At 46.3% G+C, this 20092-nt stretch carries 10 protein-coding genes; 5 read left to right on the forward strand and 5 right to left on the reverse strand.

Going from position 1 to position 20092, the window contains the following annotated elements; translation table 11 throughout:
* Window positions 1-290: 290 nt before the first annotated feature.
* The 4 genes from nirB (at window position 291) to FGT79_RS18170 (ending at window position 5114) form a co-directional block, all read left to right on the forward strand.
* Window positions 291-2735 carry a nitrite reductase large subunit NirB gene (gene nirB, locus FGT79_RS18155; RefSeq protein WP_138754234.1) on the forward strand — a complete coding sequence of 815 codons (2445 nt, stop codon included), beginning with the start codon at window positions 291-293 and terminating at the stop codon, window positions 2733-2735.
* A 70-nt stretch (window positions 2736-2805) separates the two neighbouring features.
* Window positions 2806-3120, forward strand: a complete 315-nt coding sequence (gene nirD / locus FGT79_RS18160; RefSeq protein WP_138754235.1) for a nitrite reductase small subunit NirD — start codon at window positions 2806-2808, stop codon at window positions 3118-3120.
* 89 nt (window positions 3121-3209) lie between these two features.
* Window positions 3210-3986 carry a uroporphyrinogen-III C-methyltransferase gene (cobA, locus tag FGT79_RS18165; RefSeq protein ID WP_138754236.1) on the forward strand — a complete coding sequence of 259 codons (777 nt, stop codon included), beginning with the start codon at window positions 3210-3212 and terminating at the stop codon, window positions 3984-3986.
* 174 nt (window positions 3987-4160) lie between these two features.
* The gene (locus FGT79_RS18170) at window positions 4161-5114 is read left to right on the forward strand and encodes a TRM11 family SAM-dependent methyltransferase (RefSeq protein WP_138754237.1); all 954 of its coding nucleotides are present in this window, start codon (window positions 4161-4163) and stop codon (window positions 5112-5114) included.
* Between the two features lie 9 nt (window positions 5115-5123).
* Here FGT79_RS18170 and FGT79_RS18175 read toward each other — a convergent pair whose 3' ends face one another.
* The 3 genes from FGT79_RS18175 to FGT79_RS18185 form a co-directional block, all read right to left on the reverse strand.
* On the reverse strand, window positions 5124-5900 hold the full coding sequence (locus FGT79_RS18175; protein ID WP_246096492.1) for an alpha/beta hydrolase: 777 nt from the start codon (window positions 5898-5900) through the stop codon (window positions 5124-5126).
* 209 nt (window positions 5901-6109) lie between these two features.
* Window positions 6110-6574: a divergent PAP2 family protein gene (locus FGT79_RS18180; RefSeq protein ID WP_138754239.1), complete on the reverse strand. Its 465-nt coding sequence runs from the start codon at window positions 6572-6574 to the stop codon at window positions 6110-6112.
* Window positions 6575-6652: 78 nt separating this feature from the next.
* The gene (locus FGT79_RS18185) at window positions 6653-7549 is read right to left on the reverse strand and encodes an MBL fold metallo-hydrolase (RefSeq protein ID WP_138754240.1); all 897 of its coding nucleotides are present in this window, start codon (window positions 7547-7549) and stop codon (window positions 6653-6655) included.
* An 83-nt stretch (window positions 7550-7632) separates the two neighbouring features.
* Between FGT79_RS18185 and FGT79_RS18190 the strand changes: the two genes are divergently transcribed.
* Window positions 7633-11184, forward strand: a complete 3552-nt coding sequence (locus tag FGT79_RS18190; protein ID WP_138754241.1) for an S-layer homology domain-containing protein — start codon at window positions 7633-7635, stop codon at window positions 11182-11184.
* Window positions 11185-11279: 95 nt separating this feature from the next.
* Here the strand turns inward: FGT79_RS18190 and FGT79_RS18195 are convergent, their stop codons facing one another.
* Window positions 11280-11777 (reverse strand): Imm26 family immunity protein, encoded by a 498-nt coding sequence (locus tag FGT79_RS18195; protein ID WP_138754242.1) that lies wholly within the window; start codon window positions 11775-11777, stop codon window positions 11280-11282.
* Between the two features lie 1002 nt (window positions 11778-12779).
* A complete protein-coding gene (locus FGT79_RS18200; RefSeq protein ID WP_138754243.1) occupies window positions 12780-20069 on the reverse strand; it encodes a DUF5695 domain-containing protein in 7290 nt (2429 codons plus the stop codon).
* Window positions 20070-20092: the final 23 nt, after the last annotated feature.

Here is a 20092-nt window from a genome sequence, read left to right on the forward strand (position 1 = left end):
AACACAGCACAAGCCGATACCTTTGTGATTATATATAACATACAAAACGCCATATTGTCACTAACCAAGTTTTTTCAGCGATATTGATGTTAACTATATTGACACGAAGCTGTAACTCATTGTATATTTACCATATCAAATTCATATCTTTCACGAGTACAACGGTGTATTCGTATTAAGCGGCAAAGAAGCCTGCTTTCGATATCTAAGGAGAAGTATGTTCTCCTAGGGGTCGAGGCAGGCTTTTACTTCGTTTTCGCATAGACAGAGATTGAGAGGAGAGAAATACAATGACTACATCGAAGAAAAAATTAGTACTCATCGGCAACGGAATGGCGGGGGTTCGAGCAATCGAGCATTTATTAAAACTTTCTCCGGAGGGCTATGACATCACGATCTTCGGTTCAGAGCCTCATCCTAACTATAATCGAATTATGCTGTCTTCCGTACTAGTGGGTGGTGCCGATTTGCAAGAAATCGTCATCAACGACTGGGAATGGTATAGAGAGAATAACATCACACTTCATACTGGCCACAAAATAACAAAAATTGATTCGGACCGCAAGAAGGTTATCTCACATCTGGGCATCGAAGCCGATTACGATACACTCATTATTGCGACAGGTTCTAACCCGTTCATGCTTCCGCTTCCAGGGGCAGACAAAGAAGGCGTCATTGGTTTCCGTGATATCAAGGATTGTGAAATCATGATGGACACTGCCAAAAAATATAAAAAAGCGGTCGTCATCGGCGGCGGACTGCTCGGTCTTGAAGCTGCCCGCGGCTTGCTCCACCTCGGTATGGAGGTCCACGTTGTCCATATTCATAACCACTTGATGGATCGCCAGCTTGATGAAGCAGCTTCAAGAATGCTGCAGCGTGATCTCGAAGCACAAGGCATGCAATTTCTATTAAATAAACATACAGCAGCCATCAAAGGAAAGCGCCGCGTAACAGGCCTTGCTTTCACTGACGGAACTGAGGTTGACGGTGATCTGGTCGTTATGGCGGTCGGCATACGTCCTAATATTGAGCTTGCAAGAGCAGCTGGTATCGAGGTTAACCGCGGGATTGTTATCAACGACTTCATGCAGACCAGCGTACCTGACATTTATGCAGTCGGTGAATGCGCTGAGCACAGAGGAATCTCTTACGGCCTCGTAGCTCCGCTGTATGAACAAGGGGCTGTAATGGTCAAGCATCTACTCGGTGTCGAAACAGCTGGCTATGCTGGATCGGTAACGTCAACGAAGCTGAAAGTATCCGGCGTAAATGTATTCTCTGCTGGACGCTTTGCAGATGCGCCAGGCACGCGTGCTCTTAAGATTCAAGACGATCTGGCTGGCACCTACAAAAAAATCGTTATCCAAGACGGCAAGCTCGTTGGCGCTGTCCTGTTCGGTGATACAGCCGATGGTGCAGAATTGTTTGCTTCTATTAAGAGTGGTGAATCCATTGCAGGACGCGAGAAGGAAATTCTGCTCGGCATTTCCTCTGATCTGCTAGGTCAAGCCTCTAGTGGCAACAGCCGGCTTGAATCCATGCCCGATGATGAAATCATCTGTGGCTGTAATGGCGTATCCAAAGGCGATATCGGCGATGCCATTCTAAATAAAGGCTGCAATACGGTAGGAGCCATCAAAGCGTGTACGAAAGCATCTGCTTCCTGTGGCGGCTGTAAGCCGATCGTAGAAGGACTTCTTCACTTATTCGCAGGCGATGCAGTCGGCGAACCGGTGAAAGAAGGAATATGCGGCTGTACGACCCATACAAGAGATGAGATCGTCGCAGAAATTACACGCATGGGCCTGAACACGACAAAGGAAGTCATGAACGTGCTTGGCTGGATCAATCCAGAGGGATGTACGAAATGCCGCCCAGCGCTTAACTATTATCTCGGCATGATTAACCCTGAAGAATACGTAGATGAGAAAGAATCACGGGTAACGAACGAGCGATTCCATGGGAATATACAAAAAGACGGTACTTATTCTGTTGTACCGCGTATATACGGCGGCGTTACATCTCCAGCCGATCTGAAGAGAATTGCCGAGGTCGCAGAGAAATATGATGTGCCGATGGTCAAATTCACAGGCGGCCAGCGTCTCGACTTGTTAGGCGTAAAAAAAGAGGATTTACCGAAAATGTGGGCCGATCTCGATATGCCATCCGGTCATGCATACGGTAAAACGCTGAGAACGGTCAAAACCTGCGTCGGCTCCACCTTCTGCCGCTTCGGCACACAGGATGCAATCGGTATGGGGATCAAGCTGGAGAAGGCTTTCGAAGGTCTGAACGCACCAGCTAAGGTAAAGCTTGCCGTATCCGGCTGCCCGCGGAATTGCGCGGAGTCAACGATTAAAGATTTCGGCGTAGTCGCGATTGACGGAGGCTGGGAGCTTCACGTAGGCGGCAACGGCGGCATAAAGGTTCGCGAAACCGATCTACTCTGTATCGTGAAAACAGAAGAAGAGGTCATGGAATGGTCCTCCTCATTCCTGCAGCTATACCGCGAAAATGCACAATGGAACGAGCGTACAGCACAGTGGATCGAACGAGTTGGTCTGGATTATGTCAAAAAAGGACTTGAGAATCCAGAGGACAGACTTGCTCTGAAAGCTCGCATCGATAAAACACTAAGCCTGACGACTGATCCTTGGAAGCAAATTGTGGAGACAGACGAACTCCGCAAAAACTTCGAGCAACTGAACAGTGCTCAGCCGGTACAGCTGTAATACGCATATTGGATGCGTACGTTATCCAAGTCAGCATGGATCAACTAAACTTTCCAGGAGGGGTACTCCCATGACTACCAAACTGCTAGTAGCTAATTTATCCGAAATCGACGTAAAAGGATCCCGCCGCATTAAGATTCAGGATATTGAAATAGCTGTTTTTCGCTTAACAGATGGCAGCGTGCTTGCCGTTGAGAACAAGTGCCCGCATAAGGGCGGTCTGCTTTCGGAAGGTATGGTGTGCGGCACAGCCGTGCACTGCCCTCTCCACGACAGGAAAATCGACCTGCGCAGCGGCAAAGTGTATGAACCAGATGACGGATGTGTAACAACCTTCGAGACTGAAATTGACAGCGAGAGCGGCTCTATCTACGTCACGATCTAACGAAGACGCAGATGACTGTTGCTCTGCAACATACACAAGATTAAACCAATGGATACTAAAACGGCATTATGAGCCGGAGGGAGCAGCCTATGAGAAACAATACAACAGGTATGGTTTATATAGTCGGAGCAGGCCCAGGCGATCCCGAGCTTATATCGGTGAAAGCTATGCGCCGCATTCAACAGGCAGATGTTATTCTCTATGATCGCCTTATCAGCAAAGAATTATTAGCCTATGCCGGTCCCCATACAGAACTTGTATATTGCGGCAAAGCTCCCGGCTCCCACGCCATGTCACAGCAATTGATTAATGAAGCACTAGTCCGCTTCGCTCAAGCAGGTAAGACGGTCGTTCGCCTCAAGGGCGGAGATCCGCTTGTATTCGGAAGAGGCGCTGAAGAGGCGCTCGAGCTTGCCTCATGGGGCATCCCATACGAGATTGTTCCCGGCATCACATCTGCCATCGGCGCAGCCGCAGCTGCCGGCATTCCGGTTACTCATCGCGAATATGCCTCTTCCTTCGCCTGTGTTACAGGCAGCCGCTGTCATGGCGACAAGTCGCCTATCCGCTGGGACTTGCTCGCCCACAGCGTGGATACGCTCGCCATCTACATGGGCGTTAGCGAGCTGCCTGCCATTCGCGAGGAACTGCTGAAGCATGGCAAGCCCTCTTCAACGCCAGTTGCCTTAATCGAGCGCGGCACGACGAAACGGCAGCGTACGTTCGTCGGTACGCTTGCGGATATTCATACACTTGCCGTAACCGTGAAACTCGCTAATCCGGCACTCATCATTATTGGCGAGGTTGTAAGTGTCCGCGAGCGGCTCATGCAGGCCGAAGAGCAAGCAGTAGCACTTATTGGATAAAACTTACACCTTTCAGCTCTAGTCAGCTGAATTCCTCATAAGCAGGCGACAGTGGCAGCAAAGGCCGCAGTCGCTTGTTCTTGTTTCACAAGCCATTTCTGAAAAGTATCTCCCCTTCCCCTTTTCCTGTATACTAGAAGCTTCAATTCGTTTATATAAAGGATGAGACTCCGCTTGGAAAATAAAAATCAGACACCGTTATATGTATATACGTATGGCTGCCGATTGGAAGAAACAGAGCTATGCCAGTTGGAAATGCGTACTTTTTTCGGCAAGCATACCGAATTAGGACTATTAATGAGCGACATCGACGTTCATCCTGATCGCAGCCCCTTCATGCGGGAGCGCATTGAGGTGCTGTACCAAGGTGAGCAGCTTGCAGATATTTTGGAACAGGTTAAGCAGATTGAGCTGGAGGATTCTACGTTCAAAGTTATATTTCTCAAGACGAGTGATCTTGCACCAGAGGATAAAATCGATTTCGACCAGATGCGCGCCGTAGAACGGGAAATTGGCGTCTATATTGAAGGGGAAGCCGATGTGCGTACACCTGATCGCACCTTCGGTATCGTTTATTGGGGAGCGCGGTACTATTTCGGCAACTACATGAAGAGCAAGGCCGTCTGGCTCACTCAAATTAAGAAACCACGCAGCTACTCCATTGCGCTCAGCACCCGCGTAGCAAGAGCCGCCGCCAACATCGCCGTCCCCCTGCCTAGTGGAACGACGGCCATTGACCCTTGCTGCGGTATCGGGACGGTGCTTGTCGAAGCGTTGTCTATGGGCATCTCAATTGTAGGGCGAGATATTAATCACTTTGTCGTAAGAGGTACGAAGGAAAACTTGGCCCATTTCGACCTTCATACGGATGTCGTATGCGGCGATATCGCAGATGTCACGGAACATTACGACGCAGCGATCTTGGATATGCCCTACAACCACTTCTCGACCACAACGATTGAAGAGCAGCATTTATTGCTTATCCACGCCCGCCGCATTGCAAGCAGAGTCGTCGTCATTACCGCCGATACGTTAGACGAGCTCATTATAGAATCGGGCTTTACGATAGCCGATCGCTGTACAACAAGGAAAGGCAGCTTTGTCCGGCAAATCATTGTTTGTGTTTAAGCAAGGATATTAGGATTGATATCCGTTAAATGCTAGCCAAGAAGCGCAGGCACTCGTCCATTCCTTCGTGTGCTCTTCATCCTCGGCTAGCCCTAATCCATGATGACCCTTCGCGTATACATGCAAATCAAATAGTACCTTGTGCTTGCTAAGTGCCGCCGCGAACAACAAGCTGTTCTCCACAGGAACGGCTGCATCGTCGGATGTGTGCCACAGAAAGGTTGGCGGTGTGTCCTCTGTTACTTGCAGTTCACTGCTTAGTTGCCTTATCTGCGCTTGATCCGGCTCAGATCCAAGCAGGTTCTTTCTTGATCCTGCGTGGGTGAATGGATCTAGCAGCGTAATAACGGGATAGCACAGCACGAGCAGATCTGGCCTGGAGGATTCCCGTTCTATTATATCCTCCGCATCCTTGTTTCCTTCATCATAGCTTGTCCCTGCATTCGAAACCAAATGACCGCCTGCCGAGAAGCCCAGCAGCCCAATCTTATTCGGATTAATGCGGAATTGCTTCGCCTTTAACCTCACTGTACGAATCGCTCTTTGCACATCAAGCAGCGCGCATGGATACTCATAAGGAGCTACCCGGTATCGCAATACAAACGCTGATACGCCGAGACTGTTCAGCCACTGTGCAATCGGTTCTCCTTCATGGTACGCTCTGGTCCCATAGCCGCCGCCAGGGCAGATGATAATAGCTGGCGCATCATCTCCTTCAACTAGATATGGCGTAATGGCCGGACAGTCTTCATCTTCGTTTCCAACCGCCAGCGGCGCACCGTGCATCCACAATAATTGCTCTGCCACCCCATTGACCTCCCTTTTGATTCCATATGAATAGTTATTCCCACCCATTATATACCTAACTTCGCAGGGCCTGCTATCCCTCTAAAGGGTAAATATAAAAGCGTTTACCACGGTTCCCCTTCGCAAAAAAAAGCCCAAGCCTTAGCAGCTTAAGCCATGAGTGGATGAGGCAAGGCAATCAGCCTTGATCATCTTCTATAAGTAGTAATACCTCCAATAAAGCCGAAAATCGCGCCTAGCAGCGAACCTGCAGCTACCTCTCGCGGGTGATGCCCGAGACTTTCCTTGAGACGCTCCCGCTTGCGCTTATGATAAATGCCCGGATGCCTGCCCTCAAGGCGTTCAACATCTTCATCCAGGTCGTTCACCTGAACCGCAATTTCACCCGCATGACGGCGAATATTCATCGCATCGTACATGACCACAATACTGAGCATAGCCGATATTGCGAATTCAGGCGTCTTCACGCCGTATTTGGTCGCCGTATATGCAGCCAGCGCGGTCACGCCGCTCGAGTGAGCACTAGGCATTCCGCCTGAGCCAATTATGCTTCGCAGATCCCATCTGCCTGTTTTCGCATGGTGCATCGGTAGTTTTAGCAGCTGCGCAGCCCCTACCGCAGCGAGTGCAGTAATAAGTCCTCTGTTCGACATAGCTCCCACCTCCATCTCATCTTCCACCATCACATTTTGTCCTATTGCAGCCAAAACATGTGGCGAGGATTCGAGATGTCACTTCATATAGATAAAGCGCTCGCCGGGAGCGAACATATGGAACTTCTTAGACGGGTAATAGCGCTGGATATAATCGACGAAATAGGCTGGATTCTCATCATTATGCGGGAACAGGCCGTAATGCATGGGGATGACGAGATCCGCTTGAATCTGTACGGCGATTTCTACCGCCTCGCGGTAATTGCAATTGCCGATAATGCCCTGGCTGCCCCTGACAAAGTCACGCCCGTTGATGGGCAGTAATGCAATATCAATGGCTTTGCTCTGCAGCCAAGTGACAAGCTCCGGAAAACCTACCGTGTCCCCTGCATGATAAAGCGATAAATCGCCCAGCATTGCCGCGTAGCCTAGAAATTTATGCTCACCCGCTTCATCCTGCTCGAATTGCTCATGCTTAGCTGCATAGGCTTCAATTCGTACATCATCGACAAGCTGCACGGTTTGCCCATGCGAAATGCCGATAAGCTGCTCGTCCCGCAATCCCCATTCCTTCAATAAAGGCAGATGCGCCTTAGGGGCGATAAACCTTGTTTTCGCGGATTTCGCAATGACCTGCAGCGTCTGCTTGTCCATATGATCCTCATGGTGATGCGAGATAACGACAAAATCTACATCCAAGCAATCGGCTGGCTGCAGCGGAGATTCGAATGCCCGTGACCACGGCGGCCCGCTAAGCTCGTACACCCAATTCGTCAAATAGGGGTCAAATACAATCGTCGTGCTGCGCCATTTGACCAAGAAACCCTCTTGTCCGAGCGCCCAAAGTGCCAATGCTTGCTCGGGCAGTTCGGTTTCAATCATTTGCTTGACCAACGTCGGACCGCTGTTATAAACCTTCACAACATTCATCATCCCTTCTCTTTTTTCCATTCTAGCAAAATTATCGCGTATCATTATGGGATTTCTTTCATTAATCTTTCATAGCGGTTTGTTATACTTCACCAAGCAGTTAAATACTTGGAAGTAAATGGGGGACTATGGTGAAACGAACGTTAGCAGGCTTATTGGTTGTTTTATTGTTATTGTCGAATTTCGGTATGCCAGGTTGGTCATCAGTGGCAAATGCTGCACCGGCAGACACTTCAGTGAGGTTTGAAGAAACTGATCTAGGATGGGATAATCAGGCTTTTACATTTCCTAATGACGGAGCAATTAGAAATGTGACGCAATTAGAGTCTGATTCATCGGATGGTCTATTTGTGATTGCTCAATTACCCCATGGAGATAAATGGGATATCTTTCAGTTCGATACAGATGGAACTTATCATGGCACATTAGTCGACCGTACTACACTCGAACAAGAACTCATAGATGCTGGCGCTAATTGGTTATCAGGAGGTTTCGACTTTAAGCCAGAAAAGATTGTATTCTCTAGCGAGTCGGGCGTCGATTATTTGTATATTATTCATAATCAGAATAATACAAATTTCCCTATGATCAAATACAATTTGAATACTAAATCCATCACAAACCCGGAAGTGGTTATGTTTACCCAGCCGGTAACCTCTATTCAGAAAGCATTTGATGGACTTTTCTATGTAGCGACTAGAATGATTAATCAATATTACACCATTGATCCGTCAGCCCCTACTATCGATACCGTCACAACCAGCTGGGGATTTGCAATTGACAGTGTGGTTAAACTGCAAAACGGAATGTTTATGGCTAAAAATTATTATTATCCGGTTATGGGATATATTTGCGATACAAGTTGTAACGAACTAGATGGGAGCGGTACTTATTTCTCAAAAATTAGCGCATCTCCTGATGGGACACAAGTTGCTGGTATAGCATCAAACAGCTCTTTTGACTCTATGTTATATGTAAATGATAATCCGGCGATAGAGTTCGATGGATACAATAATCATTTTGAAATCAACAATCAGGGTACGATATTTATGGGCATGGGTTATGAAAGTCCCATATATGTTATCGAATACAATACTTCAAAGAATAAGTATGAAGTGACTAGAACAATCGGAACGAATAGAGAAACAGCTTATGCTGACAACGAATACCATTTTGTACAGGATGAGAAAGGGCATGTATTTATTTTAGATTATGTCAACCGCACCATCGATGAATTTGATGAATCAGGCTTATATGTTCGAAGTAAACATTTTCTTGAGGAATTGGATGAGCTCATGTATTACAATGGGCTGTTGTACGCTGCAGAAGGTGATGATGGAGGTGTAATCGTCATCTCGACCGATGATCTTAGCTATAAGGATCAGCTTTGGAGTGATGTTTCATCTATTCTAGCAACGCCCGATGGAACCTTGCTCGTCGCAAGGCAGAATCAATTGGAGCAATATACAATCAATCCTATTGATAATACAAGGACATTGGTCCACACCTACCCTTTCACGGGCTATAATTTAACCATGCAGTCAGACGATAGAATCTCTATTAAGATGAGTATGACTAATAACGTTCGATTCATTAACTTGAAAACCTTTGAAACGGAAGATAACGATTGGGATAGCTGGGGCTATACCTGGTTTGATCCTTCAGGGCTCATTGCGGTAAAGACAGGCGAGTATTGGAGTATTGTTGATCCAACATCGGGCATCTTATATCAATCATCTAATCGCAATTATGGTTCCAGTATGTTTTATAAGGGAAATGGTCAAAGAATGGTTCTAAAAACGTTCTATGACACCAATTTAAGCACGACACGGACGATTCCCGTGGGGATCAGCATCATAGCACCATCACTATCAGATACACCTGCTTTCTTGACTGACGAAGATGAAATCGAGCAGATCACAGGGACTCTAGTGACGTCGAGCACCATTAACTTAGGCATAGATTTTCCAATGAACGGCATTGTGGTTAATGACCTTACCCTTAATGGAGACGAACTTGCCTTTAATGGTATTCCTCAGACGTATCTTGAATTGAGGAAATTACCGAGTACGATATACCAAGCAGTCATCGGGGATATTGGTAAGCGCAAAGCCATTCTTCAGTTTAATAATCTGGATAATGACTGGGATTCAGGAACACTCCAGCTAATATTTTCGGAAGAGACGGGCGAAATTCAAATACAGACCGATAGAAATCAAGGCAGCAACAGTACGATGTATAATTTGGTATTGTGGGAGATTGATTTCGTTGGTTCCGGTTCAACGGGTTTACACGTAACTGTAGCACCAGGTACAGTCGCAAAACTATTCCCTTACCGTACTTATTTCAATATTTCTCATGGCGCCGAGTATGAGCCCATATTCTTGAGTTCCACTACACCACCTGTAGAGCCTGTCTTGCAATCTCCTGCTTTCGGTACCGTATTTTATCCAGATTCACCGGAAGTTACCTTTGAGTGGGACAATCCGAATGTGCCGGGAAGCTACGACCAAACTAGATTGCTGCTATCCACGGACCCCACGTATAGAAATGTAGTTCGAACCGTGATATTAACGGATGAAGAGTCTTATACGATGAATACAAGCGACTTGTTCACAGGCATCCCTTACTATTGGAAAATAATCGTTGCGGATACGGCGAATACAGCGTATGCCTATTCAACAAATGGTGCCTTCAGCATTAATAACTGGTCCGTATCACTTAAGGTGGATACTACTGATGTGACGGAAAACTCGGCACAAGCTATCTACGAAATCATATCTAGCGATAGGAATCAATTTACAGAGAGCGGGATAGCGATTAGTGCTTCGATTAATCCTACCGTTTCGAATTCCGTTTATTCTACCGTCATTCACACAGAGGGAGAACAAACTATCGCATTAACAGGGCTTCTTCCAGATACGACTTATTACGCGCGCGCGTATGCGGAAACAGATCGACATACACGTTATAGTTCAAACGTAACCTTTACAACCGGAGCTGGGCCGACAAGCACGCCTACCACTCCATCACCAACACCAACAGTAACACCAACAACGCCGCCGACTACGTCATCGACAACGCCACCGACAACACCGCCTGTCATTGTTCCGGGGCCTGATCTTCCAGAAGCGGCTTGTCCGTTTACAGATCTTGAGAAACATTGGTCAAACTCGGATATTTGTGAAGCCCAAAGCTTAGATATCGTTCAGGGTGTGGACGCAACACGCTATGCACCGAACTCGGAAATAACAAGAGCTGAATTCGCCGTCATGCTGGCGCGTACCCTTCAGGTTTCTGCCGTTGAAGGTGAAGCACCGCTATCATTCCGCGACCAAGAGAGCATTCCAGCATGGGCACGCCCTATGATTCGGGCGGCACTAGCAGCAGGGATCATAGACGGTTACCCAGACGGTACATTCCGACCGCAACAGACGATCACACGGATAGAGATGGCTGCCATGCTGTCCAAGTCGATGAAGTGGGAATCAAGCGGCAATCAGGAGCTATCCTATGCTGATCTTGCAAGTATTCCAGCATGGGCAATGCCCTATGTAACAATAGTGAGCGAGCGAGAGCTAGTACAAGGCCGAGGAAATCATTTATTCGTTCCGCGCGGGAAAACAACAAGAGCCGAAGCAGGTGTTCTACTGCTGAGACTTTGGAATACCCTGCATTAAACACGAAACGGTCTACCCTATTTTACTAGGTGTAGACCGTTTTTTATTTGATAGATGAAGCACATGAAGGAGATCTCGCATATGGTTTACATGATTTACATCAAATGATCTTCATCATTCAGCAATCTATGAATTGCCCTTCCTATACCCCCGTAACTTACAAGACCATAGCCAGAAATATGCTCTGGCCGACTATGTAATTCTAAACCTTCTTCATTTCTAATCTTATTCTTATCTTTACTTTTGTCTATAAAACCATAACTCAAGTTCTTTTCTTCACTGCTTATACGTTCAAATCCTACTGTTTCAAAATATCCATCGTACCAACCTTTATGGTTTGTCACAATTGGAGGAAGAAGCAAATTATGAGTATCTAATAAATCATAAAAATGATTGTCTCTGATAACAACGGATTCCCTATATAAATAGATCAGATTCCATCCATTCAAAAATGGATTCGTGCTTACAATATTCGTTTTTATTACTTTCCCATAGTAATAAGTATCCCTCAACGGCTGAATTAGAAATACATCGCCTTCTTGTGGTTTCTTTCTACTTTTCTTTAGAACAAAAAGCTCATTAAATTCGTTCATACCTATTCACACTCCTGAATTAATCCGCTAATCATCCTTCATTTCATTCATAGCACTATATAACAATGATCCTTTCAGATCTTACCAGATAGGCTTTTCTAATCCATTTGGCCACGTTGATAAAAAAATATCTAGCACACCTTAATCTTCAAGATTAGTTATTACATTGCTCCATGTAATACGCGCAGTTCATTCTAATCACTGACTTCGTCAGATTTATTCAAGTAAGCAATCAACTCAACATTGGAATATTGCCTTAATTCCGCCCTTGCTTCAGACTCAACATATAATTCAGAATTATACGGAACATACTTCGAGTTCCTTAGCATCTCAATCCAATCATCATCTATTTTCACCATATCCTTCAACAACAATCTCTTTCCAGTCCTTACGTTCATATTCATTGAAAAAAAATAGTAACAGGGTAAGCTCCATCTTTTATGTAGGTTGATCCTATATGCTGAATACTGAGCGTTCTGCGGCCAATCCACTTAGAAATATAACCAACGTCTAGCTCACGGCCTTGTTCTTTTCCTCCATAATAGTCTAATGCTCGCTCAGCATCACTCTTAAAAATCTCATTTAACTTTTTTTCTTGCTCTACAAATACTCCCCCAAATTAAAAACCTGGTCAACTATTCTTTATATCTTCGAAAATGACAAATTGCCTTTATTATAAGAATGATTACTATAATATCCCCTTATTTTAAGTGCCATATTTTTTAGTAATACTTTCAATTTGTTTGCTTATTAGATTGTACATTATCTCAATAATTACACCAAGTTCACTTAACATGGTCATTAATTTCGCTTGCATTTCTCAGCACATTTAACCAGCTCAACACCAACCTCTTTTCTAAATACAGTAGATAGATGCCGTATCAACTTGAATTGGTTCATACGATAATTCTACTACTTTATTGTTGATAGCGACCATAGTGAACACACAAAAAAATGGTACGGAAAACGCGAAGTTTTCCGTACCATTTTCATTTTAAGAACTTATTGCGACGATGACCATTGATGCGAATAAATGTTAAACAATATTTGTGCAGCCTCTGCTCTAGTCGTTGAACCTTTAGGACTCAGGACATTATTCCCCCGCCCGTTAACGAAGCCCATCTTAACCATTGCAGCCACATCATCCGCTGCGTAGGCTGCTAATTCTTTGGCATCCGCAAACTTGCCGAGCTCTTCAACAGTACCGTTCAGCAATGTTTTGTTTGCTGCCTGTAATGCACTTATCGTCAGCATAGCCATATCCTGCCTTGTCAATTCAGCTTCAGAATTGAACTGGCCTTTGTAGCCTACGGTTATACCGAGAGCTTTGGCTATTCCGATTTCATCATAGTACTTGCTTGATTCCTCGACATCACTGAAGTTCGAATCGAATTCCGCTGTAAGCTCCATCGTTCTTACAAGCCATGCCAAGTACTCAGCTCTTGTCACTTTGTTGCTAGGACTAAAGTCAGTAGCCGATGTGCCGTCTATAAATCGCTTGGACGCCATCATCTCAACTGCTTTTTTGTACCATGAATCTTTTATGACGTCGTCGAAGCTTTTCTTGCTGTAAGCAACTGCATAGTGTCCTATCTCACTCGTTGTGAATACCATGGCTTTATCAGCTACATCGTATTTCACATTCTTTATTTGCACAGGCTTTCCATTTGCATCGATATGCCAAACAACAAGGTAATCTAAATCTTCCAGTTCATCAGCAGTAGCTGTGTAAGGTAACCTAATCTCCACCGGAGCTTGCAAGAAATTGGCTTCTCCTGCTGCTCCACCGATGTTAACTCCCCATTTAATAACAGGTCTGCTACCTATGTCTCCTTGCGTTTCAGAATCAAACAGAGACGTGTCAGCATTCCCAATCGTCAGCTCTACACTCTTAGCATCTGTTGCTGATTGATTCAGCAAGTTTGCAGGCACAACTATTGTTCCGAATTGTGTATCAACCTCTACCTTCACATCACCTTTATCCGAAATTAGTGCCGTTTTGGGAAGCTCGACGACATATGCGCTTGCCCCCTCTGTTTTCGGTAATTCCACTCTTACAGTCCGTACACCGTTGCTGTCTGCTTTCGCGTTATCCAGCGCTTTACGGATGTCTTCCTGTCTAATGGATTCTGATTTTGCTATGCCAGTCACTTTATCCACCTTTGGCGCAACAACCTTGATCGTATCTCCCTCAACCTTATGAGTCACTGGAGTCTGCACAGGTGTTGACGTCGGAGACGGGGTGTTAGGATGGCTTATGATGACCGTCAGAGAAACACTCGCATTGTGAGCTGCAGTTCCCTTATATCTTACATAATAAACTCCCTCATCAAGACCCACAATCTCTACACCTGTGATGGCTGTCCAGTCGCTCGAATCAGATCCTTGCTTCTGGTATTCCATCGTGGAATCCACGCCTGTAATCTTCCCATCCCTAGCGCCGTTCACGCTGACATCGACACCTATGACCACTGTACCGGATGGTGGATTCTGTTCCTGCTTGTTTCCGTCAGGAACGATAACGATAATCACAGGGCTTGGATTCTCGGTTTCTGTCGCCGCGTAACGTATTTCATAGCGGCCTGCTTCAAGGTAATCAATGCTGCTTCCACTTACCGCAGTATACGCGCCGCCACCTGCCTTCCGATATTCCATATCGGCAGTCACGTTATCGATCTTCCCATCGCTTCCGCCAGCTATTGTAGCCGGTGTAACGACCAGCTCATCTGCGTTTGGTGCATCCTGATCTGCCTTCGCTTCATTACGAATCTCCACGGTTACCGGCTGACTTGCATGTAGTTCGTCTGTTGCTGCGTATCGGATTTGATAGCTGCCAGGCTCCAAATTCTCAATACTCGTGCCATTGACGCGCACGTAGTTCTCATCGCCCAGCGTCCGGTATTCCATCGAATCACTTACGCCTTCTATCTTCCCGTTTGTTTGAGTATCAGAATTAGCATCTGTAATCGTCCATTCACTTGGTTCCGGCGCTGACTGATCCTGCTTCTGCCCTTCCAGAATGATAACTTCCTTATCTGGACTCGCAGTCAGAGAAGCAGTTTTCATATACCGAACCAAATATTTTCCAGCGCTCAGACCTGTAATTTCAGCGCCTGTAATTGCGGTATACTCTTCCGTGCCTTCCTTGCGGTACTCCATTTCCGATGTCACACCTATAATCTTACCGTCGTTGCCGTTTACAGATGACGGGGCAACAGCGGTCGGTGTTGTCGGTGCTTCCTGCTCCTGAATGGCATCTGACTTAAGCACTTCCCATTCCCATAAGCCAACACCAACTCCGCTTCCCGCTGATTGCTTTGTCATCGTCACCCGCAGCGCTTTCACTTTCAGCGACGAATCGAATTCAACTAGGTTGGAGGAACCCACAGGCGTGTTATTCACTAAGGTGATGCCTTCGGTAATGGTTCTCGCAGTCACCCATTCATTTGTCGTGCTATTCATTGGAATATAAGAATACTCGTATTTCGTAGGTGCTAATATACCGCCTGCATCTGACCATAGCACCAAGTTTGTGCTATTGATTGTGACGCCCTGCGGCCATTCATATTGCACCCATTCCGCAGCTCCTGCATTCCCCCACGTCCCCCAATGCGGGATATTGGCTTCTGCTTTTCTGCCGTCATTCACAGCGCCCACACTCTCCCAAGGAGAAGTATAGCTAGCGGATACGCGAGCCAAGAACGCCATATTGTTATCACGCGGACGAAGCAGCTTCAGATCTGTCAGCAGCTTATCAAGCGCCTGAACAACTTCCTCTTCTGTCGCATTCATTTTTTGAATGACAGCTGTTGCGTTCGCCTTCGCCTCATTAATTGGCGCTAGACCTTGATCGATAAAGTTTGAAGCGTTCAAAGCGTTGACATAATTATACGTGCTAATCAGTTCTGACTTGTCAACCGTTCCCGTATAGCCGTATACCTTCCACTCCAAAATACCAGTCCCGCTTGCAGTAGGCCTCATGTCTATACGGACGCCTGTAATATATGCGGGCTCGAAAGTGGTTGTATTGTACTTGTCTATTTCATTCCCAAGTCCGTTAATCGCTCTTGGCGTATACCACACCCCGTTCTCATCGCGAAGCTTGAGCTGCATGTCCTTAGGACGGAAGTTTCCTCCACCGTCTTGGAAGACGTACACATCCATCGAAGAGGCAAGGAGTGGCTGCAGCCATTCATAGGTGACCCATGACGGATCCCCTTCTCTTCCCCAGTTGTGCCATGCGCTGTTCGGAGCTGTACGAGAGGCTGAGAAATCTCTTGAATTTTTCGGCTCAATGCCGTTATTCATCGCCTCGGGATACCCGTCACCACCGGAGAAGCTGGCAGTAGGCTTCGCTGTCAACGCAGCGTTCTGAAGCGGTACGCTCACGACAAATACAGTGGCGCGAACCTCTAGCTCGCTGCCTGTCACTTTACCGCTTGCTTCAAAGGTGCCGTTCGTTTCATAGCTCGCTGGATCAATAGCATTCCATACAATCGCGCTATCTCTATACCCATCATTGAACAGAATCTTCATGACTGACGGAAGTGACGGAGCCGTTCCTTTGCGTGTCACGGTATTGATTGCCCGATAAGCATCCTCGGTATCTGCTTCAATGACAATCGTTACATCCCTGCTTGTCGACTTGCCTTCATCGGCAGCCGTAAGCGTGAATACATAGGTGCCAGCCTTGCTTACACGCGCATATGCGGTCGCCTCTACTCCAGCGACAATCGAGATATCACCTGCACCATTCGGCTTCTCCTTGACGGTCCACACGTATGTCATGTCGGGCTCAAATTCCGCACTGTGAATAGGATCCGGAATTGCCGTTCCGGACAAGACTACAATGCTTTCATTCGTTCCGTCTTGAGCGGCAGTCACTTCGCTAATCTGCGGAGGCTGTTTCTCCGGCGGAGCCGACAACTGGAAGGTAAGTTCATCAGAACCGCTGAGCTGCCCATCATTAGCGCTCAGTCTTACTGTATAGGAGCCTTCCTTTGTACCGACAGCCTGTGTAATGCTTGCCTTTGGATAGGCGAAGCTAAGCTTGCCGCCTTGCGGCGTGCTGATCACTTCCCACTGGTAAGTCAGCGTTCCGTCTGGCGCGCCGTCATCACTCACAATACCATTCAGTATAAATGGAATGAGTGCCTGTGGGTTCTGCGTCGCTGTCTCTGCAGTAACCTGCGGAGCTTCATTCTCGCCTGAGTCTAGCTTTTCAATGGTCAACTGCGCTGTCAGGTCACTGTTCATTTGGAACCGAGCAAGCCCCTTATTATTTCGTACATAGAACTGTCCAGCTTCTTCATTATTCAGCTTGATTGCATAATAACCATTTTCCAATCCCGCTCCGTCAATAGCAATTCTCGAAGCATGCTCTTTTTTATCCAGATTCTTAAGCGTAAATTGAAATAGCTTGCCGTCTTTTTGAATATTAGCGCTTTCAATTTTTTCATTTTGAGAAACGACATATATTTTTTCGTCAATTAAGTTAATCCGCTTGCCGAAACCATCCTTAGGCGTGATCTCGTAGCTGCTTCCATTGTCAGCAACTAGCGCCCCATAACCGAATAGTCCAAACACCGGATCGGTAACAATGTCCGAGCTGATGCTTAATAGAGAGCCGTAAATACCCTCATCGGCTTCACCGGAGAAATCGTTCCAGCCGTTATTCATTACACGGGAACCACCATCGAATACGTCTTTGGTACCGGTTCCACCCTTGTACATGGAATATCTCCAAGAAGTGCTGCCTACAGACTGTGCAGAAATTTGACCCATATTAATCGCATTAAAGTTCGAAATCTTCGCCGCATAGTTGCGTTGCTGCGCGATCGCAGTCTGAGCTGCGGTCCTGCCACTATCCTGATAGCGAATCCAGTCATCCATAATATAGCCCGCTAAAGAAGCTGTATATTGGAAGTTCCACCAGCCTTCTCCACCACGGAATACAGGTACAGAATAATGGTACCAGGTTGGCTGAATACCGCGCATAGCACGCGTTTTCCAGTCAGCCATTTCCATGCTTTTCTCAGCCGCTGCTGCCTGTCCATCCTGAGGGTAGTATGTGCGCAGCGCCTTAGCGGCTGCATAGGCTCCTTCTTCACCGGTATTGTCATACTCAAATTCCGAGCCGTAAGGATAAGCTGCGAATGTCATATTGCGTCCCTTATCTAGGGCGAACTTTCGCTTCAGATTCTCAAACTCTGTCTGCATGCCCTCTTCTTTCAACGCCTCGATCATATCCGGGATCTGCTGTTCGCCATAGTATCCGATTGCTCCACTGGAGATTCGGTTATAGTAAATACCATAAGCCTTTTCCAGATAATATTGCGGCGATTCGCGGTACTCGATCAGATGAGGATACGCCTTTTGAATCCGATACATGTTGAAAAATCCAGTTGCTTCCATGATTTCGGAGAACTCTCGTGTATAAGGCTTGTCCTTATCCGTATACGAGCCCGAATCTTTAAGCCAATTCGCAACAATAAAATCGTCCTGCGTATGCTTCATAAAGCGTTCCCACATAAAATCAATGAGATAATTTTCTATCGATTGAATTTCATCAGGATTTGGTGCCAAAAAGTTCTTCATCGTTATGGAGTTGATATTATCATGACCCCAGTCATCACCCCAATGGTTGATGTTGGTGTCAAGACCATCCTTAAGATACCAGTCAAAGTAGTTTCCGTAGGTAGGACTTTGCGGGTTCTTGTCCTGCGTTTTTTCCACCATAAATTCAGTATGGGTTCTCATCGTTTCATCAAGCTCAGCCAATACATTGAATTCATATTGCGTAAATTTATTAACCCACTCATCACCAACCTTCAGCTCGTATTCGACACGGACGCTGTTATTGCCCAGATCGCCAAACTCGAGTGAATAAATGTGGTGCTGTTCGCCATCTACAATCTTAGTTTCCAAAAATTGATAGGCTTTGGCGTATCCCGGATTCGAGTCAGCAAGTCCGCGACCTGTGCGAGAATTGTTGACCATATCACTTCTCTGCCTGCCTGGCTTGATATTCGGGATATGCGCTTCATCATAAGGGTCATTCTCGTGAACAGATAAAATATCGATCGACGTTACTTTAATTTTGCTGTCATCATAATGCAGAGCCAGCTTAGTCGGCATATTAATAGCAGTCTGGAAGCCAGGTACCGCTACTGCGTCAATCATGCCAGATTTGTACAAAATAGAGCGAAGGTTTTTCTCACGCTCTTCCACGGAAGTGGAAGCGTTATTAGCGCTTTGGGCACTATCCTGCGGCGAGTTGTCACCAGCGCGTACCGCCGAAAATTTAAACTGGTATGTTTTTTCCTCATTCGGTCCCAAAACTAGGCTGGATGCATCGGTAAAATAACCGCGACCCGTTTTCTGTATATCCTTGGAGTGGATATAAAGTACATTAAGCCCAGGAAACCAACCGCCGCTGTCGCCGGTCCAGTTGGCAAATGTCTGCCCCGTACGCAGCTCGCCCTCTTCCTGCATCCAGTAATCCACATATTCGATACGCGCGCCGCTTTCCGTCACCGGGGTAAACAGCATATAATTTCCTTCTCCGCTGGTCCGGATGGCATAGGAATAACCGCTGTCCGCCCCAGCAAAGTTATGTATGGTTAAACGGTTGTCATACGTATCCGATACTGATCGATATTTATTATTCCAAGGCATCGGCAATCCAATATCGCCGAATTCCATGTATTTGCCGCTTTTGTTTTTCAAGGTTATTTCCCATAACATGGAACCGTCATCCGTCTCCATGTCGAACACAGACTTCACATCAAAACCTTTCATCGCCCGATTCGTTGTGGAGTTCAGATCCTGACCAATAAAGTTTACCTCTACTTTCTTGCCCACCGTGGATACCGTTCTCTCGAAAAATTGGTTATCAGGATTGATATTGGAATAGGTTGTTGAACCGCCTGCTGCAAGCGTTTTGTTTGTATCTACTTCTACGAAACCATCCCTGCTTACAGGGAATTGTTCATTATCGCCTGTGCGGTAAGAAAAAAGCATCTCGCCCATCCATTGATGCTGAACATTGTTCTGCGGAGACGTGTTATTAGGCAAAACAAAATTGATAGGAGTGCCGTTTCGATTTACAGGGTTATTTTTGATATACAGCTCTTCAATCTGTCCTAAATCACCAATTTTTGCAGAAAGGCTGGCATTGGTGATGTCATCTGCTGCTGCAGCTACCTTCGCTCCCGTACTAAGCGGTAAAATCTGAAAAAACAATAGGAACGCGATCGCCAGTGACATAAACCTTTTTGTAATCGTTTTCATAACAACCTCCTGATTGCGTAGTT

It is taken from the genome of Paenibacillus sinopodophylli (genome assembly GCF_005930355.1).
GTDB lineage: Bacteria > Bacillota > Bacilli > Paenibacillales > Paenibacillaceae > Pristimantibacillus > Pristimantibacillus sinopodophylli.